Origin of the sequence: Candidatus Paralachnospira sp. LCP21S3_A2 (assembly GCF_052118925.1) — a bacterium.
Classification (GTDB): Bacteria; Bacillota; Clostridia; order Lachnospirales; family Lachnospiraceae; genus Lientehia.
Genome location: NZ_JBQKGG010000009.1, coordinates 70,685 through 91,831, shown reverse-complemented (window position 1 = coordinate 91,831; position 21,147 = coordinate 70,685). Strand labels below are relative to the sequence as shown.

General features: G+C 50.8%; 18 protein-coding genes. 12 read left to right on the top strand and 6 right to left on the bottom strand.

Going from position 1 to position 21,147, the window contains the following annotated elements; all coding sequences use genetic code 11:
• Positions 1-111 precede the first annotated feature (111 nt).
• Both ACTQ3K_RS08295 and ACTQ3K_RS08290 read right to left on the bottom strand, forming a co-directional pair.
• Positions 112-789, bottom strand: a complete 678-nt coding sequence (locus tag ACTQ3K_RS08295) for a helix-turn-helix domain-containing protein (RefSeq protein ID WP_441578594.1) — start codon at positions 787-789, stop codon at positions 112-114.
• Between the two features lie 497 nt (positions 790-1,286).
• Positions 1,287-2,189, bottom strand: coding sequence for a LysR family transcriptional regulator (locus tag ACTQ3K_RS08290; protein WP_441567175.1), 903 nt, complete (start codon positions 2,187-2,189; stop codon positions 1,287-1,289).
• 139 nt (positions 2,190-2,328) lie between these two features.
• On the opposite strand from ACTQ3K_RS08290, the gene leuC reads away from it, so the two are divergent.
• The 9 genes from leuC (at position 2,329) to ACTQ3K_RS08245 (ending at position 14,455) form a co-directional block, all read left to right on the top strand.
• Positions 2,329-3,597 carry a 3-isopropylmalate dehydratase large subunit gene (gene leuC, locus ACTQ3K_RS08285; protein WP_441567173.1) on the top strand — a complete coding sequence of 423 codons (1,269 nt, stop codon included), beginning with the start codon at positions 2,329-2,331 and terminating at the stop codon, positions 3,595-3,597.
• A gap of 12 nt (positions 3,598-3,609) precedes the next feature.
• A complete protein-coding gene (gene leuD / locus ACTQ3K_RS08280) occupies positions 3,610-4,101 on the top strand; it encodes a 3-isopropylmalate dehydratase small subunit (RefSeq protein ID WP_441567171.1) in 492 nt (163 codons plus the stop codon).
• 48 nt (positions 4,102-4,149) lie between these two features.
• Positions 4,150-4,635: a Cys-tRNA(Pro) deacylase gene (ybaK, locus tag ACTQ3K_RS08275; protein ID WP_441567170.1), complete on the top strand. Its 486-nt coding sequence runs from the start codon at positions 4,150-4,152 to the stop codon at positions 4,633-4,635.
• Between the two features lie 483 nt (positions 4,636-5,118).
• Positions 5,119-6,609 carry a threonine synthase gene (gene thrC, locus ACTQ3K_RS08270; RefSeq protein ID WP_441567168.1) on the top strand — a complete coding sequence of 497 codons (1,491 nt, stop codon included), beginning with the start codon at positions 5,119-5,121 and terminating at the stop codon, positions 6,607-6,609.
• 298 nt (positions 6,610-6,907) lie between these two features.
• Positions 6,908-8,620 carry a polysaccharide deacetylase family protein gene (locus ACTQ3K_RS08265; protein ID WP_441567166.1) on the top strand — a complete coding sequence of 571 codons (1,713 nt, stop codon included), beginning with the start codon at positions 6,908-6,910 and terminating at the stop codon, positions 8,618-8,620.
• Between the two features lie 135 nt (positions 8,621-8,755).
• A complete protein-coding gene (locus ACTQ3K_RS08260) occupies positions 8,756-9,442 on the top strand; it encodes a response regulator transcription factor (protein ID WP_441567164.1) in 687 nt (228 codons plus the stop codon).
• A 24-nt stretch (positions 9,443-9,466) separates the two neighbouring features.
• Positions 9,467-10,618, top strand: coding sequence for a sensor histidine kinase (locus ACTQ3K_RS08255; protein ID WP_441567162.1), 1,152 nt, complete (start codon positions 9,467-9,469; stop codon positions 10,616-10,618).
• A 181-nt stretch (positions 10,619-10,799) separates the two neighbouring features.
• A complete protein-coding gene (locus tag ACTQ3K_RS08250) occupies positions 10,800-13,772 on the top strand; it encodes an FtsX-like permease family protein (RefSeq protein ID WP_441567160.1) in 2,973 nt (990 codons plus the stop codon).
• A gap of 11 nt (positions 13,773-13,783) precedes the next feature.
• On the top strand, positions 13,784-14,455 hold the full coding sequence (locus ACTQ3K_RS08245; protein ID WP_441567159.1) for an ABC transporter ATP-binding protein: 672 nt from the start codon (positions 13,784-13,786) through the stop codon (positions 14,453-14,455).
• Positions 14,456-14,559: 104 nt separating this feature from the next.
• Here the strand turns inward: ACTQ3K_RS08245 and ACTQ3K_RS08240 are convergent, their stop codons facing one another.
• Both ACTQ3K_RS08240 and ACTQ3K_RS08235 read right to left on the bottom strand, forming a co-directional pair.
• Entirely contained in the window at positions 14,560-14,847 is a 288-nt protein-coding gene (locus tag ACTQ3K_RS08240; protein ID WP_441567157.1) for a hypothetical protein, read from the bottom strand.
• Positions 14,844-15,500 carry a hypothetical protein gene (locus ACTQ3K_RS08235; protein WP_441567155.1) on the bottom strand — a complete coding sequence of 219 codons (657 nt, stop codon included), beginning with the start codon at positions 15,498-15,500 and terminating at the stop codon, positions 14,844-14,846. The genes ACTQ3K_RS08240 and ACTQ3K_RS08235 overlap by 4 nt, the downstream gene beginning before the upstream one ends.
• 175 nt (positions 15,501-15,675) lie before the next feature.
• On the opposite strand from ACTQ3K_RS08235, the gene ACTQ3K_RS08230 reads away from it, so the two are divergent.
• Positions 15,676-15,834, top strand: coding sequence for a hypothetical protein (locus ACTQ3K_RS08230; RefSeq protein ID WP_441567153.1), 159 nt, complete (start codon positions 15,676-15,678; stop codon positions 15,832-15,834).
• Positions 15,835-16,082: 248 nt separating this feature from the next.
• On the opposite strand, the gene htpG is transcribed toward ACTQ3K_RS08230, so the two are convergent.
• Together htpG and ACTQ3K_RS08220 are read right to left on the bottom strand one after the other, a co-directional pair.
• Positions 16,083-18,083 (bottom strand): molecular chaperone HtpG, encoded by a 2,001-nt coding sequence (htpG, locus tag ACTQ3K_RS08225; protein ID WP_441567151.1) that lies wholly within the window; start codon positions 18,081-18,083, stop codon positions 16,083-16,085.
• Between the two features lie 119 nt (positions 18,084-18,202).
• Positions 18,203-18,700, bottom strand: coding sequence for a DUF5721 family protein (locus ACTQ3K_RS08220; protein WP_441567149.1), 498 nt, complete (start codon positions 18,698-18,700; stop codon positions 18,203-18,205).
• Positions 18,701-18,837: 137 nt separating this feature from the next.
• Here ACTQ3K_RS08220 and ACTQ3K_RS08215 point away from each other — a divergent pair, with 137 nt between their 5' ends.
• Together ACTQ3K_RS08215 and ACTQ3K_RS08210 are read left to right on the top strand one after the other, a co-directional pair.
• Complete coding sequence (locus tag ACTQ3K_RS08215; protein ID WP_441567147.1) at positions 18,838-20,112, top strand: M18 family aminopeptidase; 1,275 nt, start codon at positions 18,838-18,840, stop codon at positions 20,110-20,112.
• A 140-nt stretch (positions 20,113-20,252) separates the two neighbouring features.
• A complete protein-coding gene (locus ACTQ3K_RS08210) occupies positions 20,253-21,089 on the top strand; it encodes a DegV family protein (protein WP_441567146.1) in 837 nt (278 codons plus the stop codon).
• Positions 21,090-21,147 lie beyond the last annotated feature (58 nt).

Sequence of the window (21,147 nt, the reverse complement as noted above, 5' to 3'; positions counted from 1 at the left end):
AATAAGCTGCTCTAGAAACATTACCAAGTTTACAAAGTGCAGCAACTGAATAATTATGATCTTCATGTTCTTCTTTGATTGCCTGATATATATGTTCATGACGGACCAGGCCTAGCCTCGCCTCCTCTCTATTTCTTCGAGTTTTTTTAAAAAAGATGCCTCCATTTCAGCACGTTCTTTCTCTGCTTTTAAAATTTTAACTTCAGCACGCAGCTTTTCTAATTCACTCATCTCATCGGGACGTTTTCGTTTGCCACGGTTATCTCTTAAAGCTTCCACTCCACCAGCTTCATATTTGATTATATAATTGCGAGCCTGTTGATAGGACACCTGGTATTGTTCTGCTGTTTGGGCATAATTACGATCATGTGCGATACAATACTGTACTATTTCAACCCGTTCTTCAAAAGTGGTTTTTCTTCCTTTGGTCATGACAATGCTTCCTCCTGTTCCAGAAGATTTTAATTCTTCATGACCATTATACTTCTTTATCCAAGTTTGTAACTTACCTTTCGAACGGATCCCGTATTTTTTGCAAATATCATCTTGAGAACCATAGCCTGCTAAATAATCTAAGACTGCTTGTTGTTTCAATTCTTTGGAATATTTTTTATTTCCTTTCAATGTGAGTGCATTTGCTCCCATAGATTCATAGTTTCGAATCCATTGTTGGACAGATGCGAGACTTACAGCAAACATATCGGCAATTCGCCGTTGGCTTTCTTTTCCATCCAGATATAGATTTACAGCACATATCTTATCCTCAACAGATACTTTTCTTTTAGACATAAAATATGCTCCCTCCTAAGTGACAAGTTTTTATTATTTCACTTGTCTACCTAGAAGGGAGCATATCAAACGTGCGGCAGCTCATTTCATATCCCCAACACAAAACGCCGAGCTTCGAAAAGCCCGGCGTTCGCGGTATAATCAGTTTATGCGACTAAACAAAATAATACAGAGAGATTATACCTTTTTTTCTCTGTATTATCAAATCAAACTTCCGCTGGATTTAGAGATTTCTATTCCATCTGATGACCGGTTCGTCTGGTAAGTGCCTTTGTGGAGGGCGAGTACCTTTTCACCGGACTCAATTCAGTTCTTTTTTCAGTATTGAAGTATGGGTACTCGGAAGAGAATGAATCTGTAAAAGTCTGTTAAAAACTAAAAACCCGCCAGTATCGCAGCCCGTGCCGCCCAGGGGCAACTCAAATATGTGCCATCTGGGCGGTACGGGTGCGTACAGGCGAGTGGTAAGTAAAAGTTTCAGATTCTCAGCCTTTGCCCTACTTCAAATAAAAATGCCGATAAAATTTTATAAACATATCCAGTGCCTTGGAATTCGGTGTCTGGCTGCCCCAGACAAATCCGATGGAGCGGTTCGGAATGGGAATATCCAGGGGAAGCTCCACGAAGGTACCGTTGTCCAGTTCCTTTTTCACGAAGTTCTTGATGACGCAGCCGGCGCCGAGACCGATCCGGGCAAAATCAATCAGCAGATCCATGGTGGAGGCTTCCAGGAGGTGGTTTGGCTCGATGTGCTGCTCACGGAGATAATCATCGATATAGGAACGGGTTACATTGCCCTTCTCCAGCATGAGGATGGTACCGTTTTTGAATACATCAGACTGGGAGGCGCCCTCGCGGAGCCGCATGTTGGTCAGATAAGCGGGGGTGGCGACGAAGCCGTCTTCAATCTTCATAATCTGCTCAAAAACGATGTTCTTACGCGGAGGCATTTCAGCGATGAGCCCCAGGTCGATCTGCTGATGTTCAAGAAGCTCCATGGTCTGGAGGGTGGGCTGGCTGTGGATCGTGAATTTAATATGTGGATAACGAGCCACAAATTCCTTCAGGCAGGGGAGGAGTACATATTTACAGAGCACGGTGCTGACGCCGATGCGGATATGTCCTACGCCAAGCTCGGTCATGCGCTTCAGCTCGTCCTCGCCACGATCCAGAAGCTTGAATGCACCCTGTACATGCTCAAACAGAATCGCCCCCTCCTCTGTGAGCTGGACACCGCGGGAATTGCGGATGAACAGCGGGATCTCCAGACTGTCCTCCAGCTTGCTGATGGCCTTGCTGATGGCAGGCTGGCTGATATAAAGATTTTTTGCGGCCCGGGAGATATTTCCGGTCTGAGCAACTTCATAAAAAATCCGGTAGAGAGAAAGATTCTGTTCCATAGGAGCCTCCGATCATGAATTAGTGATTTTATGATATCATAACCGGGGTTTATAGTAAACATACAAAATCATTATTTCAATTATAACGGCGAAAATGCTATAATAAGGGCAGTGTGAAAATCCAAAGGAGGATATTACTATGGGAATGACTATGACGCAGAAGATCCTGGCTGCTCACGCAGGACTTGAGTCTGTGGAAGCAGGACAGCTCATCGAAGCGGACTTAGATCTGGTTCTTGGAAACGATATTACATCGCCGGTTGCCATTCATGAGATGGACGAAAAAATGAAAGACAGCTCGGTATTTCATAAAGATAAGATCGCTCTGGTGCTGGATCATTTTGTGCCGAATAAGGATATCAAATCGGCAGAACACTGTAAGTGTGTCCGTGAGTTTGCGGCAAAGCACGAGATCAGCAACTTCTTTGATGTGGGAGAGATGGGGATTGAACATGCGCTGCTTCCGGAGAAAGGACTGGTTGTGGCAGGAGATGTAGTCATCGGTGCAGACTCTCATACCTGTACATACGGTGCGCTGGGTGCATTTTCTACCGGTGTGGGAAGCACGGATATGGCGGCAGGCATGGCAACCGGAAAGGCCTGGTTCAAGGTTCCTGCAGCGATTAAGATTGAGTTGACCGGAAAGCTCCAGAAATGGGTAAGCGGAAAAGATGTGATCCTGCATCTGATCGGCATGATCGGTGTGGATGGCGCACTGTATCAGTCCATGGAATTTACCGGAGAGGGCGTTGCATCCCTGTCTATGGATGATCGCTTTACTATCGCGAATATGGCAATTGAGGCCGGCGGAAAGAACGGAATCTTTCCCGTGGATGAAAAAGCCATTGCATATATGAAGGAGCATTCTCCCCGTCCGTTTAAGCGCTTTGAGGCAGACGAGGATGCCGAATATGTGCGGACGATCCGTCTGGATCTGGGAAGCATCCGTCCGACCGTTGCCTTCCCTCATCTGCCGGAGAATACAAGAAGCATTGATGAGGTCGGTGAGGTTGTCATCGATCAGGTAGTGATCGGCTCCTGTACCAACGGCCGTCTGGATGACCTGCGTGTGGCTGCAAAGATCCTGGAGGGCAGGAAGGTCAAGAAAGGACTTCGCGTCATTGTGATTCCGGCAACGCAGAAGATTTATCTCCAGGCTATGGAGGAAGGGCTGTTAAAGACCTTTATCGAGGCCGGAGCGATTGTGAGTACTCCCACCTGCGGACCCTGCCTGGGCGGCTATATGGGAATCCTGGCAGAGGGTGAGCGCTGTGTTTCCACTACAAACCGGAACTTTGTAGGCCGTATGGGACATGTAAAGTCGGAGGTATATCTGGCCAGCCCTGCGGTTGCAGCAGCCAGTGCAGTGACCGGAAGGATCTCCGGTCCGGAAGAGCTTGGAATGTAAGGAGGACAGACGATGAAAGCAGATGGAACAGTATTTAAATATGGGGATAATGTAGATACCGATGTGATCATTCCCGCCAGATACTTAAACTCCTCCGATCCTGCAGAGCTGGCAACACACTGCATGGAGGACATTGATAAGGATTTCGTGAAGAACGTAAAGAAGGGCGACATCATTGTGGCGTCCAAAAACTTTGGCTGCGGCTCCTCCAGAGAGCATGCGCCTATCGCCATCAAGGCAGCCGGTGTAAGCTGCGTGATTGCAGAGACCTTTGCCCGTATTTTCTACCGCAATGCTATCAACATCGGTCTTCCGATCATCGAATGCCCGGAGGCAGCCAAGGGGATCGATGCCGGAGATGAGGTGGAGATTGACTTTGACAGCGGCATGATTTATGATAAAACGAAAAAGCTTCAGTTTAAGGGACAGGCGTTTCCGGAGTTTATGCAGAAAATCATCAGGGCAGAGGGCCTGATGAATTATATTAACGAAACAAAGAAATAAACGAAAGGGCGCCCTGCGGGGCGCTCTTTCCGGTAAGAGGAGTGTAACATGGCGAAGGCAGTAAAAACCAATGCAATGCGGTTGTTGGAGGCGGAGGGGATCCCCTTTCACACGATGGAATATGAGGTGGACGAAAGTGATCTCAGCGGCGCTCATGTGGTGGCACAGCTGGGACTGGACAAGGATCAGGTTTTTAAAACACTGGTGGCCCGGGGAGAGAAAAAAGGAATTCTGGTGTTCTGTATTCCGGTCTGCGAGGAGCTGGATCTGAAGAAGGCAGCCACAGCAGCTGGGGACAAGCGGGTGGAGATGATACATGTCAAGGAGCTTCAGGGTCTGACCGGCTATATCCGGGGCGGATGTTCACCGGTGGGTATGAAAAAGAAATACCCTACTTATATAGAAGAAACAGCTGTACTGTTTGATGAGATCGCAGTCAGCGCCGGGCAGAGAGGGGTTCAGATGTTTGTGGATCCGGAGAAGCTGGCGGCCTTTACCGGGGCAGAGCTTACCAGCCTGGTGAAGGAAATGTAGATCAAACATAAATCAGATACCGGCGTTTCGGACGGAAGACGCACATACTCCCTCCCCAAATCGCCGGTATCTGTATTTGCGCGGATCCACTGCCCAGGCCAGATAGAGGCGAAAATATCGGAAGGATTTTAATCAGCCGGAATCGTGCATGTCTGCTGCGCAGGGGACGTCCCGAGCCCCGGTATTTTTGTTTAACAACTACGTTTCTTCGCGGATTCACTGCCCAGGCCAGACAGAGGCAACTAGAGTATGTGCCGGCTGGCTGGCCTGGGTGGAGTCGCGGAGAGTGATTTTCCGTAGCAGTAACATGCCGGGCCGGCGTGAAAAGCAGACTATGAACTTAGGGTGTTTGGCCTGGGTGGAGCCGCGCAAGGCGGCAGGCAATTCAAAAATCCGGGGTGACAAATGAAATCAGCTGTGTTATGATGATAAACGGATAACGGGGGAACCCATCGAAAAGAGCAGAAAAGAGAGGAAAAACAAATGTCCGAATTGTTATATGGAAGTACAAGAGGTGCAGGCGGCAAGGTAACGTCATCTCAGGCAATTCTCAAGGGACTGGCTGATGACGGCGGTCTGTTTGTTCCTGACCGGATCCCGGCGCTTCCGGTAAAGCTTGGAGAGCTTTCCGGTCTTTCTTACCAGGAAACAGCATACGCTGTGATGAAAGAATTTCTGACAGATTATACGGAAGAAGAATTAAAAGCATGTATTAACAGTGCGTATGATGATAAATTTGATACAAAGGAGATCGCTCCGTTAAAAGAGGCAGACGGTGCTTATTATCTGGAGCTGTTCCACGGAAAAACCATTGCCTTCAAGGACATGGCACTTTCCATCCTGCCGTATCTCATGGTAACAGCGGCAAGAAAAAATCAGATCAAAAATGATATCGTGATTTTGACGGCAACCTCCGGAGATACAGGAAAGGCTGCTCTTGCCGGATTCGCAGATGTGCCGGGAACGAAGATTATTGTATTCTATCCCAGGGATGGCGTAAGCCCGATCCAGAAAAAACAGATGGTGACCCAGAAGGGTGACAACACCTTTGTTGTGGGAATCCATGGAAACTTTGATGATGCCCAGAGCGGTGTAAAAGCCATGTTCGGTGATAAGGAGCTGGCTGCCGAGCTGGATAAAAACGGTTATCAGTTCTCTTCTGCAAACTCGATCAATGTGGGCCGTCTGGTTCCCCAGGTGGTTTACTATGTATATGCCTACGGACAGATGTTAAAGAAGGGAATCATTAAAGAAGGCGAGACCATCAATGTGACGGTTCCTACCGGAAACTTCGGAAATATCCTGGCAGCATATTATGCAAAGCAGATGGGACTGCCTATCGGAAAGCTGTTATGCGCGTCCAATGAAAATAAGGTTCTGTTCGATTTCTTCCAGACCGGAACGTATGACCGGAACCGGGCGTTTATCCTGACCAGTTCTCCGTCCATGGATATCCTGATCTCCAGTAATCTGGAGCGTCTGCTCTATAAGATTGCCGGTGCGGACGCAGGAAAGGACGCAGAGCTGATGAAATCTCTTTCCGAGAACGGAAAGTACGAGATCACCGAGTCCATGAAGAGTGAGCTGTCTGATTTTGTCGGCGGCTATGCAGACGAAAAGGAAACCGCCGAGGAGATCAAGGCGTTATACGACAAGACAGGTTATATCATCGACACCCATACGGCAGTTGCTTCCTATGTATATCGCCAGTATAAGAATAAAAGCGGAGATGAAAACAAGACGGTAATCGCGTCCACCGCCAGTCCTTATAAATTTACAAGAAGCGTGCTGACAGCCATCGATCCCAAGTATGATGCCATGGAGGATTTTGCTCTGGTAGATGAGCTTTCCAGACTTTCCGGCGTGAAGGTTCCGGAGGCAATCGAGGAGATCCGGACGGCACCGGTGCTTCATAAGACCGTGTGCGAGACCGGTGAAATGAAGGAGACCGTAAAGAAATTTCTGGGAATCTAAATGAATTCCTGTGAACGCAGGGTGTGAAGTCCTGTTTAAAGACAGGCCGGAATGGCTGTGTCGGAACGGAATCAGTCAATAAAAGCGAGTATGATGTCTGAGCCCCGCTACAAGGAAGCTTGTGGGAGGGGCTTTGACTATGGATGGAGGGAAATTAAGAAAAGAACCGAAGTTCAGGAAGAGATGTTCAGAAAGATATAATAAAATTGTCAGAAAAATATGTAGGAAGTTTTTACGGATATGTGATAGAATAGGAACGATTGAAAAAGAAAGGAAAAAGAAAGGCAGAGGAACCAATATGTCACAGGACGGAAAAAAGGAAGAGCTGGAATATATCCAGCTGTCTCACAGACCGAGAACAAACCGGAACAGTGCGCAGGGAACGCATGTCCAGGGTCATAAAACGGCTTCGGCGCATCACGAAAGCAGCTATCAGGGCCCGAGAAATCAGAGAATGCCTTCGGAACATGAAGGTTACGAGAAGGAAAGACCGCACCGATCTCCGTCGAGAGGCAGAAAGCGGGACAGCCGAAGGAAGGTACATATGACGATCATCGTGCTGCTGGTGATTCTTGCGGTAGTGCTGGCAGGCGTCATCGGCTGGAAGTTTATGCACCGGAATGATTCTCCGGTTTCAGGAACAGCTTCCGAAACCAGTAATTCGGAAACACTCCAGAAGCTGACAGATGCGGATTTTCAGTACAGCGTATCTGCCGACAGGCAGGAGATCGGGAAAGCGCAGGAATTAAAAGAAATTGCCGATTATGAGGGATATGCCCTTCGCTATCCGGTAATTGGAAATGATACCATTGATGCAGCCATCAAGGAGCGGGCTGAGGATATTGTTTCGGTATTCAAGAGTGAGGTGCAGTCACAGCGGACCGATACACCGAAGCGCATGACCATGGTGGCCGATTATGAAATCTACCAGACCGGAAATTCCGTGGTTTCTGTGAAATTCGATATTCAGAAGCAGCTTCCCTCGGATAATCAGTCCAGCCGGGTGGAGACTTATACCTACCGTCTGACGGATGGCGCTCAGCTTGCTCTTTCCGATGTGCTGAAGGACGGTTATCTGGAGCTTCTGTCGGAAAAGACCAAGGCATTTGCCGAGACTCAGGAGGGAACCGTGCAGGAGGCGGCCACTGCGGCTGCAGAGGTGAACTTCCAGTATTACACCTGGAATGAGGACGGACTGACTCTTTACTTTGCGGGTGGATCTCTGATCCCGGAAAAGACCGATACCATCTCCTTTACGATCCCCATGACAGATCTGAGCGATTATCTGACTGTGGATCTCGCAGGAGACGGACAGGCAGCCTCCGGTCAGCCTGCAGCTTCCGGGAGCAGCAAGGTGGATCCTGCGAAGCCCATGATCTGTCTGACCTTTGACGATGGCCCCAAGGCTTCCACAACACCGGAGCTTCTGGATATTCTGGAAGAAAACGATGCCAGAGCAACCTTTTTTGTTGTGGGTGATTCACTCAAGGCGGCAGATGCCAAGGAGATCGTCGGCCGGGAGCTGGCGCTTGGCTGCCAGGTAGGCAATCATACCATGAACCACGAGAACCTGAAAAATATCACCGATGAGGAGATCACCCAGCAGATCGAAGGTGTCAACGATATCCTCACCGGCTGGGGATATCCGAAAGCAAGCACCGTCCGCCCTCCTTACGGCGGCTGGAATAATCATGTGCTCGCCTATGTGAACGAGTATCCGCTGGCCCGATGGGATGTAGACACTCTGGACTGGCAGACGAAGAGTGCGGAGGCAACCATCAATGCCGTTCTGTATGATGAAAAGACAAAGGCGGCTGACGGCGACATTATTTTAATGCACGATATTCACGAATGGACCATTGAGGCCTGCAAGACCATCATTCCGGAGCTGAAGGCGCAGGGCTTCCAGCTTGTAACCATGGAAGAAATGTATGCGGCCAAGGGAATTCCGTTTGTGGGCGGACAGGTTTACTATTCCGCTGACATCATCAAGACTGATTTTGGATCATAAGCGTAGAAGAAACGATATCAAACAAGTCTGGTTTTTTACAGAAAACAGGTTTTAAACGGATTTTCAGTGAACGAACAGAAAAGGGGCAGACATCAGAAGAAGCGGTGTCTGTCCCTTTTTCAAAAGGAGAAGCGTATGGCAAAACGGATTCTGGTTGTGGAAGATGAGACTTCCGTGCGGGAGGGGCTTCTGGAAGCGCTGACCGATCAGGGCTATGAAGCGGTCGGTGCAAGAACCGGAGAAGAGGCTCTTTCCGGTCTGGAGCAGGAGACATGGGATCTCTGGATCCTGGATGTGCGCCTGCCGGGGATCAGCGGATTTGAAGTCTGCCGGGAACTGCGGCAGGTATCAAAGATCCCGGTATTGTTTCTGACGGCGTATTCCGATGAGGCAAACACGGTGAAAGGACTGGAGCTGGGCGGCGATGATTATGTGGCAAAGCCGTTTCGGTTAAAGGAACTTCTTTCCAGAGTGGCGGCGTTACTGCGGCGGAGCGGAAGCAGTGAGACAGACACCTGGAAAAGCGGGAACCTGATCTTTGACCGGAGAAGCCGGAGGATCGAGCGGGACGGAGAAGAGATTCCTCTGACACCGAAGGAAGGCCGGGTGGCATGGCTCCTTATGCGGGCGTGGCCGGAGCCTGTCTCCAGAGACGAACTGGTGCGCCTGGTATGGGACAAGCACGGACAGTTCATCGAGGATAATACGGTCCGTGTGCATGTGAGCAGACTGCGGGACAAGCTGGGAATGTATGAAGGAAAGGCGTATCTGGAAACGGTCCGGTATGTGGGCTACCGCTGGACGGTTCCGGTGGAACGGTAACGATACAGAACAGGGGGAGACAGAATGGAATATGCAGGAAATCAGGAGCTTCGGCGGATTCGGAACGGCAGTCTGCTGTTTCTGGCGCTTTGTTCGTGTTCGGGAGTATTGCTGGTGTGGCTGGAGCGAAAACGCTGCCTGGCGCAGACCGGCGCGGCGTTGTATGATCTTTACGGGGAGCAGAGCCGGACAATTCTTTTGTCCATGATGGCAGAGAGCAGCCAGACGGTGCTTATTGGGGCGGTAGTCTGGTTTGTGCTTCTGTCTGTTGGCTGTTTTCTGTATGTGAACCGTACCGTATCGCGGCTGTTTCATAAGATCTGCGGGTTGTCCCTTGCCATGGAACAGATCGCGGCAGGGAAAAAACCGGAAATGGACCGGTGGAAGGAAGGAATCCTTTCGGCGCTGGCAAACCAGGCGGAGCTTCTGGGACGGAGAAACGCGGGCATGGTCCGTATGATCCAGGAGGAAAAAGAAGGATTGAACCGGTTCATGGAAAACATGGTCCATCAGATGAAAACACCGCTGACAGCGATCCGGCTGGATCTGGATCTGATGGAAACCAGGTCGGAAATGCTTCCGGAGGCGGTAAAAAATAAACTGGAGGACTGCCAGGAGCAGTGCGGCCGCCTGAAAGAAACCGTGGACGAGCTGTTGAATTCCAGCCGTCTGGTGGCAGGAAAGCTTGTGATGGTTTCAGCGGAAACATCGGTGCAGGTCCTTTTGGACAGCGTAAAAGAAGAACAGGAAGCGTTTCTGGAACAGAAACAGATTCGGCTGGAAACCAGATTGGAGGCGGGATTAAGCCTTTTTGCAGACGGGCGCTGGCTGAAAACCGCTCTTTCCAATCTGCTGAAAAACTCGGCGGAGGCCATGGACGGCGGAACGATCCTGGTGACGGGGCGGACCGAAGGAACGGAAGTGGTTCTGGACTGGCAGGACGAGGGCGGCGGCATGAGTGCCGATGAGGCGGCCCATCTCTTTGACCGGTTTTACACCGGAAAGGAAGTGTCCGGCGGAACCGGCCTTGGCATGAACATGGTGAAAGAGATCGTGGAAGCCAATCATGGTTCGATCCAGGTATTTCCGATAAAAGAAGCGGACGGACGAAAGGCGGGAACGGAGTTTGTCCTGCGCTTCCGGATTCTGGAAGGTGCAGAAGCTTATTCGGAATAAGAAACTCAGAGATTTTGGAAATCAAACCTTACGAAAACGTAACGTGCCAGGAAACAGATTCTATGATACCATGGAATCAGGAAAGAACAGCAGGTTACGTTTTTTTATTTCCCTGAAAAACAGCGCTGCGGGCGGAGGATTTTGTGAAATAAAAAAGCAGAAACAGAAGGGAGGGCGCGGCATGAAAGCAACCATCAGAGAGCTGGCGAAACGGTCAGCAGGAGGCAGAAAGCGGGAGAACGGAGCGTTATTTCTGGTCTTGTTTTTCCTGTTTTTCCTGATCGGAGCAGGGGTCACCTGGTTCAGCATTTCCCGGAAAACGGCAGATGAAATTCGTCTGGACACTTACGGACAGTGGAAGGCGGCGTATTTTGAGGGCGATGAAGAGCGGCTGCGTGCCTTTTCCGAAAATCCGGCGACAAAGGCCATCGGAGTCTGCAAGGTGGTGGGAGATCTGATCCGGGAAGATGCGCTGGAGGAGATCAAAGAGCTGGAAAAAAAGGCTGAGGCCTACGAGCAGGGGACCGGAGAACGGCTGGACAGTCTGGAAACCCAGGCACAGGTCTTTTTGGGACTGGACATGGAGCGAGATGTGAAAAACTATTTCGGAATGTTCGGTGTGGTGGGTACCATGGATGAGGAAGCCAGACGGCTCGGACGGGTCACGGTGAAGGAAGGTCGTTTTCCGGAGGCGCTGGGGGAAATCGCCATGACCGAGGCACAGATCCTGCGCCTTGGCGGCGAGGCACGGCTGGGAGAACCGATAACGGTTTCGGTGTGCAGTAAAGACGGTGCGGCGGAACAGAAAACCTATCGGCTCTGCGGCATCTTAAATACCTACGGCGGAAGCTGGCAGAGCAAGGGATATTCTCTGGTGACGGCAGTGATCAGCGACCGGGCGGCGGACGATTACTCCTGGGAACCGCTGTATGACATGTTTATGGAAATCGACGGGGACCCGGCAGATACCATCGCCGTCTATGGAATGGAATCGGAGTCCATGGAGACCATCAGCCATTTTTCCTTCAACAGCTATGGCTACGGATTCCGTTCCAAACAGAGCCTTATGTATCTGGCAGTGGCATTTCTGGTGGTTCTGCTTCTGGCGGCGCTTCTGATTTTACAGATCCTTACGGTGCAGATGAGAAGCCGGAGCCGCCAGGTGGGAATCCTGAAAGCCATCGGCGCCACCGACCGCCAGGTGCGCCGCCTGATCTTCTGGGAGATCACCGATGTGTTATGGAAAGCACTTCTGGCCGGAACGATCCTCGGCGGAGGTCTGACGGCGTTGATCTTGTGGGGAAGCGGAATCGCCGGGATCAGGAGTATGCGGTTCTCGCTGGATCCGTGGCTCCTTGTGATCTGTTTGGCCGGTGCCGTGCTTATGGTTTATGCAGGCGCCATGGTTCCAGTGCGGAAAGGAAGCAGGATTCCGGCGAGAGGTGAGATCCAGGCGAAGGTACGCCGTGTACCGGCGCTGAAGCCGAAGAGGCGTTATTCGAAGAAGCGGCTGGTGACCGGGCGCAGCGGAAGGAGCTTCCGAGTGGGCGTACTGGCAATGACCATGCTGTTTGCGCTGGTGATCCTTCTGCCGTTTTACCACCTGATGACGGTCATGGCTCCGTATCGGAACGGTGAACTGGCGTTTTATTATGAGATGAACACCGTGGGAATCAATGCGCAGCTCTGGGAAAAGAACATGAATGATGTATTTCTGGAGCAGATCCGGAAGGTCCCCGGTGTGGAAGAGGTGTATACCTGGAAAAATACAACCGATTTCTGGGAGGATCCGCTGTCGGTGCGCTGGAACGGGATCGAAGAAAGCACCTTTGAAAAGAAGAGGAAAAACTGGACTGCCGATCCGTACATCTGCGGAGTCAACGTAGATTATAAGGAATGGAGAAATGCGGACGATCAGGCTCTTGTTTCGGTTCTGGCACTGGATACGCAGTGGAAGCCGGACATGGAGGGGCTGGCAGAGCTGGTAGAGGAGGGCGCGTATCATAAAGCCGCCTTTGCAGACGGAGAGGAGGTTCTGCTGTTTCTTCCGCCCTACCGGGTGACGGATTACCGTGCCATGACGGAGGAGTCGGAGAAGTTTACGTTCAATGCGGATCCGGCTTATCGGAAGTTTTATGATACCGAACAGTCCATAAAACCGGGAGATACTTTGACGCTGCGGCTTGTGTATACATCGGTGAAGGAAGATGAGAATACCGGACGAATGACCAACGAGTTGGAATATGAGAAGATCATAGAAGTTTCGGTGCGGGTCGGCGGGATTATCCGTTCACTTCCTCAGAATACAAAGCATGGACTCTGGAATGAGGCGGTATCTTCAAGGCAGAATAGCGATGGGCTTACATCGTTTACCGTATTGATGAGCAGCAGCCTGTCTAACCGGCTGGATCGTCAATATAAGGAACTGGCCCTTGATTACTGGCTGCAAAGATACAAAGATGAGCCGGACGGAGAGGCTCTGGGCAGGGAGAACTATGAGTGGATCTACCGGAGAACTTCGGATCAGAGCCGGTTTGATTCCATTCGGATCTTACTGTCCAATCAGGCGGATGTTGATACCGAGGGCACGTTACAAAGCCTGGCAGATCTATACGGACTCCAGTTTTTCCCGGCGCAGAGAAGGGGAAGCAGTGAGGAGACCTTTGAGGACTGGAAGGCAGATTATGACCGGGCGCTGGACGCAGTCATGCTGGATCTGTCGGTCATGCTGGCCGGTGGCTTTGTCCTGGCGGCGTTTCTGCTTCAGCTTGTGACGGAACGGCTGGCGGAGGACCGAAAGCGGCTGGGCATCTTCCTGGCGCTGGGCTTCGGAAAACGGGAGCTGATCCGGCTTCATCTGCGGCAGGGACTGGAAACCGGGATTCTTGCAGTGCTTGTGGGAAATGCGGGAGTGCTGTTGTCTGCATGGCTGTCCAATCGGAAGGCGATTCAGGCGATTTCTCCTTACGCCTTTTCCGGAAATGAGGAGCGGCTTCTATATCAGTGGAAGCAGTGGTTCGGGGCATACCCCTGGCTGATCCACGGAGGAATCTGTCTTGGAATCCTGCTGTTTTGTGTCCTGATCTTCTGGCTGCCCCTCATGGGCTGGCTGCGGGGAAGCACATCGGAACAGATCCGGGAACTGGGAGAATAGGAGGGAAAGCGATGAGTAATTATCTGATCGAAATGAAACAGGCATGCAAGACCTACGGGAGCGGAGAACTGGAAGTTAAGGCGTTAAAGCCGACGGATCTCACCATCGAGGAAGGACGGTTTTACGCAGTCATCGGACGGAGCGGCTCCGGAAAATCCACGCTGCTCCATCTCCTGGGCGGCTTGGACCGCCCGACCTCCGGGGAGATTTTCGTGGAAGGAAAAAATCTGGCGGATTTCACCGACCGGGAGGCGGCGATCTTCCGTCGACGCCGCATTGGCTTCGTGTTCCAGGCGTTTAATCTCCTGCCGGAGTACACCGCCATCGACAACATTCGGATGCCGTTGTATCTGGATCAGCGGGAACTGGACGAAGAGTACGAGGTTGCTTTACTAAAAAAGCTGCGCCTTGTGGGCAAGGAAAAGAAATATCCGGGCGAGCTCTCCGGCGGTGAGGTACAGCGCGTCGCTATCGCCCGCGCCCTCATCACCAAACCGGCGGCCGTTCTGGCCGATGAGCCAACGGGAAATCTGGACGCCAGAAGCGCCGGAGAGGTGCTGGCGCTTTTGCAGGAAACCTGCCGCCTCTTCCGCCAGACTCTGATTCTCGTCACCCACGACCTCGCCATCGCCCGCTGTGCCGATACGGTGCTGACACTGGAAGATGGGGAGATTGTGGGGTGAATTTCAAAAACGAGAGATTTATTTTCGAGAGTTTCCCAATAAAAAGGTATTTGCTTTTTGTAAAATTCATATTTTAAGAATGTTCAAGTGAACAGGTGTCCATGTTATTTCCCACCCAGCAGTCCTGCCATTTTCCGAAACAGCTCGATCCGGTTCTGTTCTTCCGGTGTCATGCGGCTTTTCAGGACCTTTAAGAGCAGGTCGGTTTCGGAATCATTGAACTGCAGTCCCATGGCGTTTGCGTTTTTGTTGGCGGAGACGAGAAAAGGCAGCAGGCTGTCCGGGGATTTTCCGTTTGTCTGGGAGACAAGCTCCGAGAGAAAGGCCAGCTTTTTCAGATCCATATTTTTTAAGGCCGGGTCCTTCTGCCAGTCGTTGTTTGCATCATTCATGTGGTCTCCTCCTTTCGGGAAGCACCGCCGATAATGGGGCGGAACATGGCCTGATATGCGTCAAACAGCCGTCGTTTTTCCGGGGCAAGGCCGTCACGGATCAAGGCAGAAAAGCTTTTGGAAGGAGTGACACTTTCGGGTGTGCGCCGGTTCAGGGAAGCTGCTGTTAAAACCGGTTCGCCGGAAGAATCCACGGAAATTACCGGTTCGGAGAACTGCGGGGATTGTTCGGCAATCTCGTGCCCGGAGGCATCGAAGCCGGATTCTTCGGTGGCTGAATCGCTTACGTCCGGTTCTTCCGGTACGGGATCAGAGGTCTGGCGGAACTGCTCATAGAGAGTCATAACCTGGAGCAGGCTGGAAAAGCGGTCAAAGGCCTGCCGCTGTTCCGGGCTCCCATAATCTTTGATCTCACTGAGCAGATCAAAAAAGCTCTGCGGTGCTTTCGGCTCTGCCATGGAACAGGCGGCCAGCACCTCCGATTCACTGGAATTCCGGAACAATTCTACTGTGTTTTGAAATTCCTGCGCCTTGATCCAGAGAGAAAGCGTGCGGCGAAGCGGCGGCGGAAAATAGAAAAGCGCCGCCTTTAACATCTGGAGACTGTACCGGCAGGTTGCCAGATCCAGCCCCGTAGCCTTCAAATCGTCCATAAGGATAAAATCGCCTTTCCGGTTTCATTCCTTAGAATCTATGAAAACGGAACCGGTTTTATGCCCGGGACATATTCTATCATATAGGAATCAGAACTTATGAAGGAAACAGCTCAAAGATCCGGAACCGGCTTTGTTCAGCCATATAAGATCCATCGCGCAGAAAGGAAATCCAGTGAAAACAAGACTGATCATTGACGAAGACTCGGTTTATGAAATAGATGAAGAATGTGAACTGCAAAAACGAGAAGCACAGAAACAGGCGGAAAACCATTGGAAAAAACAAGACAGGACCATGAAAAAGCAGGATAAAAAAATTCTCAGATCAGGTTAAGGGATACCGTCTGTGTAAATGGTTTTCGCAGTCCCTGAACTTGACAAAATAAGCGTGAGGACGAAAATGCCCCAGGTGTCCGGCCCTTTCCTTCAGCGGCTTTGACTGAAGCGTGAAGGAGGTGTCGGCGCCTGGGGCATTCTGTAGCTTTAAGAGGTGTGACCAAACGGATTGTTTCGCTGCGGTGCAGCTCTCACAATCCTGCCGGCTTATCATGCAGGCATGAAGGTCGGCAGGACTTTTGCGCCCTATTTGGCCAGCTTCATCATAATTTCGTTGCTTCTTGTCACGAAGCTTGCCATCCGTTCCGGTGACAGGCTTCCGTGGGAGAGCAGTGCCAGATCATAAAGCTGTTCGCAGAACATGGGAGTATCTTCATCCTCCGGATGATCCAGTACGAAGGTTACCAGCGGATGGTTGGCGTTGAGTACAAGAGTCTCAGATGCGCCGAACATATCCATGCCCATGCCGTCCATGTTGTACATCTTCATCATATCCTGCATCCGGCGGCCTTCCTCGGAAAGGGTTACGACAGAGGCAATGGAGGCGTTCTTGAGCTTTTCGACCTTAATTTCCAGCTTGTCGTTATCCAGAGCCTTGCGGAAGGTTTCGGTGAGCTTATCAGTCATGGCAGTCATGGCCTCTTTGTCCTCGTCCTCTGTATCCTCCTTGAATGCCTGATCCAGGTCAGTGTCGATACGGACAAAATGAAGATTTTCATTCTTCTGCTCTGCCTGGTTGATGAACGGAGCATCGATGGCATGCGTTAAGATCACAGCGTCGATGCCGGCTTCTTTGAACATATTGATATACTGGCTCTGAGCCTTTTCATCGGTCACATAGAAGATGGTATTTTCATGCTGCTCCTTATTCTCTTCCAGACACTCAGCCAGGGTCAGATATTTGCCCTCCAGGTTCTTGAACAGAACGCAGTCCTTGATCTTCTCATAGAATTTTTCATCACGGATATAGCCGTATTTGATGAAGGGACTTAAATCGTCCCAGTATTTCTCATAAGTTTCCTTGTCAGTCTTGAACATGCCGGTCAGCTTGTCCGCAACCTTCTTAGTGATGTAATCGGAGATCTTCTTTACAAAGCCGTCATTCTGCAGCGCACTTCTGGATACGTTCAGCGGCAGGTCAGGGCAGTCGATGACACCCTTTAAGAGCATTAAGAACTCCGGGATCACTTCCTTGATGTTATCGGCAACGAATACCTGATTGTTGTAAAGCTTGATGGTGCCCTCGATGCTTTCGTACTGGGAACCAATCTTCGGGAAATACAGGATCCCCTTTAAATTGAACGGATAATCCATGTTCAGATGGATCCAGAACAGAGGCTCCTTATAATCATTGAATACAGTGCGGTAGAATTTTTTGTATTCTTCCGCGGTGCAGTCATTGGGATGCTTTGTCCACAGCGGATGGGGATCATTGAGTGCCACGGGCCGTTTGTTGATCTTGGCGAGCTCTTTTCTGGGAGAAACCTCAACGACCTCTTTTTCGCCGTTTTCATTTTCACGCTCCTCCGTTTTAGCCTCCTCAACGGTGCGTTCCACAACCACGTCCTTTTCGGTCACTTCGCTGGCATCGATGGTCTCGTATTCCTGGGGCGCGTTGGCCTTGTTCAGATAAATTTCCACCGGCATGAAGGAGCAGTATTTGGTGATGACCTCGCGGGCCTTGTATTCATTGGCAAATTCCACACTGTCCTCATTTAAGTACAGGGTGATCTCGGTACCGAAATCGGTCTTATTGCCCTCGGCCATGGCAAATTCCTGGCCGCCGTCGGATTCCCAGTGGACCGCAGGCGCATCGGCCTTGAAGGATTTCGTGTCGATGGTCACCTTATCAGCTACCATGAACGCGGAATAGAAGCCCAGGCCGAAATGACCGATGATCTGATCCTCGCTGGTCTTGTCCTTGTATTTTTCCAGGAAATCCTTTGCACCGGAGAAGGCAATCTGGTTGATATACTCGTCAACCTCTTCGAAGGTCATACCGAGACCGTTGTCCTTAAAGGTAATGGTTTTTTCCTCTGGATCTACCGTCACCTGAATCTGGAACTCCGTTCCTTCGGGGATCTCAAAGTCGCCGATGGCATCCAGCTTTTTTAACTTGGTGATGGCATCGCAGCCGTTGGAGATCAGTTCCCGGTAGAAGATGTCATGGTCACTGTAAAGCCACTTCTTTATAATAGGAAATATGTTTTCACTGTTGATTGATAAATTACCCTGTTTTTCAGGCATTATCCTCACACCTTTCTTTTCAGATTTCCTATATTGTAATACCGGGTATGGGAAAAGTCAAGAGAAAATTAGCACTCAACTCGTTCGAGTGCTAACACTTCGCAAATGTTTACCTGGAGCTACTGCTCCTCCCAGGCAATCTTTTTCGCTGTGAGAAATTTTTTTACCATGTCGTCCCAGGTATGCTCCAGGGTCTTATCCATGGAAAAGGACGCAAAGGAAACGCCTGTGATACAGAACAGACGGCTGTTTTCGTAGCGGATATTGAGATAAAGCCCGCCCACCTGCTCCGGGGAAACAGAAAGTCCGCCGCCATTTATGAGGCGCACGGTGTTGGCCCTGGAGAGAGCCAGAATGATCTTGAACTGCTCCGGAAGGCGGGAGCCCTTAATGATCTGGAAGCATAAAGGGCGCATCAGACTCCACCGTGCCAGATCGTGCTGCTCCATGGCTTCCCACTGCTCATCGGTAAAATAATCTTTATGGAGCGAGCCGTCCAGCGTAACGGAAAAACCGGTGGTAAAGGATGCCTGGGAAACAAGAAAGGAATCAAAATCCTCATGAAGAAACAGCTTAGAGGTGAATTCTTTGATATCAGCGATGTGTAATGCGATCATGAAAAACTCCTGTTACGAATAAGGTATGCCAAATGGGTTTACCCATAGTATAAGAGAAAATGCGGAAAAAAGAAAGCGGAATCTTTGTCAGCTGTGCTATAATGGACAGGAATGATTGACAAACAGGAGGAAGCATCATGGAGCATCTGATGAAGTATATAAAAAACGGCGTATCTCCGTATCATACGGCGGCGCTGGCGGAAGAGGAATTACAGGCGGCAGGTTATGAGGAGCTGGAGCTTACGGGAAGCTGGCAGCTTCAGCGGGGCAGGGGCTATTACGTACGTTCCCACGGCTCAACCCTGTTTGCATTCCGTGTCAATCCCGGATTTGCCAGAAGCCAGAGCTTCCGAATTGCGGCGGCCCATACGGACTGGCCCTGCATGCGGATCAAGTCGGCGCCGGATCATACAAAGGACGGGTATGCGAAGATCAATGTCGAAACCTACGGCGGTCCGATCTTAAATACCTGGCTGGACCGTCCGCTTTCCGTGGCCGGACGGGTGGCTCTGCGGGGAGAAACCTGCTTTGCACCGGAGCTTCGGCTGGTGGATTTTAAACGCCCCATCTTCACCATTCCAAACCTGGCGATCCATATGAACCGGGAGGTCAATAAGGGAGTGGAGCTGAACCGGCAGAAGGACATGCTTCCCATCGCCGGGCAGACACCGGAGCAGGATGGCTATTTTATGAAACGGCTGGCCGGGGAGCTTTCCGTGAAGCCGGAGGATATCCTGTATTTTGAACTGTCGGTCTATAACTGCGATGAGGGGACAACACTCGGCATGGACGGAGAATTCTATTCGGCACCGCGCCTGGATAACTTAACCTCGGTCTGCGCCTGCATCGACGGTCTGCTGGCGGGAACAAAACGGCGGGACGGCATTGATATGGTGGTACTGTTTGATCATGAGGAGATCGGAAGCAGAACAAACCAGGGCGCCGGATCGGAGCTTCTGCCCCTCGTTATGGAGAAAATCTGTCTGAGCTTCGGCTATACCGGTGAGGACCGGCTTAACTGCAGGCTGAAGACCATGCTACTGTCAGTGGATGTGGCACATGGAAAGCATCCCAATCAGCCGGAGAAGAGTGACATTACCAACAACGTATATCTGAACGGCGGTGTCGCCATAAAGGCGGAGGCCAACCAGAAGTATGCCACCGACAGTGCAGCCATTGCTGTGGTGCGGAGCATCTGTGACAGGCATCAGATCCCCTGCCAGATGTTTGCCAACCGTTCCGATGTGGGAGGCGGCAGCACGCTGGGCTCCATCGCGGCGTCCTTCGGTCTTTCCAACACGGTCGATATCGGAATTCCGCTTCTTGCCATGCACTCCGCCAGAGAGCTCATGGGAGAAAAAGACCAGAAAGCACTGACGGAGCTTCTGACAGCTTACTGGCAGGAAAAATAGGAAGAAACGGAAGCCGGCAGGACGTCTGTTGGTCTCAATTATAAAAATTTTGAAAACCCCTTTTCAAATAATATATCCTGTGCTATCATAAATCGTAATGAAAACTACATGCAGTAGTTGGGTAGTACAGGAGGAAGAACATGAATTACAAGATTGTAGTAGATAGCTGTTGTGATCTGACGGAGGAGCTGAAAGCAGACAGCCATTTTCAGATTATCCCGCTGACTCTCCAGGTTGGCGATATTCAGATCACAGATGATGAGACCTTTAATCAGAAAAGCTATCTGAAGCTGGTAAGGGAGTCGGAGGAATGCCCGAAAACAGCATGCCCGTCCCCGGAAGCATTCATGAACGCCTATGACTGTGATGCCGATGCTGTGTTTGTTGTGACCCTGTCCCAGCATTTGAGTGGAAGCTATAACAGTGCGGTGCTGGGAAGAAGCCTTTATTTAGAAGAAAAGGGCGAGAAGCATATCGCGGTATTCAGTTCCGATTCCGCATCGGTGGGGGAGGTAATTCTGGCGCTGAAGATCCGGGAGCTTTGCGAAGCGGGAAAGAGCTTCGATGAGGTGGTAAAAGAAGTATCCGATTACCGGGATAATTTAAATACGTATTTTGTCCTGGAAACGCTGGACTTTTTGAGGAAAAACGGGCGGCTGACCGGGATTCAGGCCGTGGTTGCCAGCGTCCTGAATATCAAACCGGTCATGGGTGCCGACAAGGGAACGATCATTAAGCTGGATCAGGCCCGCGGAATTGACAAGGCGCTCCGAAAGATGGCACAGTGGGTGGCAAAGCAGGCAGTGGATCCCGGACATAAGACCCTGGCAATCGCCCATACCAACTGTTCAGACCGTGCCCGGAAGGTAAAAGAGATCATCTGTTCCTTAATTGATGTGAAGGACGTATACGTGGTGAACACCGCAGGCGTGAGCAGTACCTACGCCGGAGACGGCGGCGTGATCATCGCGCTGTAAAAAAGAAAACGGAAAACGAACGGAGGGCTTCCTGCTGAGCGGAAGGCCCTCCGTTTTA

Bases quoted from the DNA above. Each gene is read 5' to 3' on its own strand.
- ACTQ3K_RS08295 (WP_441578594.1), bottom strand. From the start codon at position 789: ATGTCTAAAAGAAAAGTATCTGTTGAGGATAAGATATGTGCTGTAAAT.
- ACTQ3K_RS08290 (WP_441567175.1), bottom strand. From the start codon at position 2,189: ATGGAACAGAATCTTTCTCTCTACCGGATTTTTTATGAAGTTGCTCAG.
- leuC (WP_441567173.1), top strand. From the start codon at position 2,329: ATGGGAATGACTATGACGCAGAAGATCCTGGCTGCTCACGCAGGACTT.
- leuD (WP_441567171.1), top strand. From the start codon at position 3,610: ATGAAAGCAGATGGAACAGTATTTAAATATGGGGATAATGTAGATACC.
- ybaK (WP_441567170.1), top strand. From the start codon at position 4,150: ATGGCGAAGGCAGTAAAAACCAATGCAATGCGGTTGTTGGAGGCGGAG.
- thrC (WP_441567168.1), top strand. From the start codon at position 5,119: ATGTCCGAATTGTTATATGGAAGTACAAGAGGTGCAGGCGGCAAGGTA.
- ACTQ3K_RS08265 (WP_441567166.1), top strand. From the start codon at position 6,908: ATGTCACAGGACGGAAAAAAGGAAGAGCTGGAATATATCCAGCTGTCT.
- ACTQ3K_RS08260 (WP_441567164.1), top strand. From the start codon at position 8,756: ATGGCAAAACGGATTCTGGTTGTGGAAGATGAGACTTCCGTGCGGGAG.
- ACTQ3K_RS08255 (WP_441567162.1), top strand. From the start codon at position 9,467: ATGGAATATGCAGGAAATCAGGAGCTTCGGCGGATTCGGAACGGCAGT.
- ACTQ3K_RS08250 (WP_441567160.1), top strand. From the start codon at position 10,800: ATGAAAGCAACCATCAGAGAGCTGGCGAAACGGTCAGCAGGAGGCAGA.
- ACTQ3K_RS08245 (WP_441567159.1), top strand. From the start codon at position 13,784: ATGAGTAATTATCTGATCGAAATGAAACAGGCATGCAAGACCTACGGG.
- ACTQ3K_RS08240 (WP_441567157.1), bottom strand. From the start codon at position 14,847: ATGAATGATGCAAACAACGACTGGCAGAAGGACCCGGCCTTAAAAAAT.
- ACTQ3K_RS08235 (WP_441567155.1), bottom strand. From the start codon at position 15,500: ATGGACGATTTGAAGGCTACGGGGCTGGATCTGGCAACCTGCCGGTAC.
- htpG (WP_441567151.1), bottom strand. From the start codon at position 18,083: ATGCCTGAAAAACAGGGTAATTTATCAATCAACAGTGAAAACATATTT.
- ACTQ3K_RS08220 (WP_441567149.1), bottom strand. From the start codon at position 18,700: ATGATCGCATTACACATCGCTGATATCAAAGAATTCACCTCTAAGCTG.
- ACTQ3K_RS08215 (WP_441567147.1), top strand. From the start codon at position 18,838: ATGGAGCATCTGATGAAGTATATAAAAAACGGCGTATCTCCGTATCAT.
- ACTQ3K_RS08210 (WP_441567146.1), top strand. From the start codon at position 20,253: ATGAATTACAAGATTGTAGTAGATAGCTGTTGTGATCTGACGGAGGAG.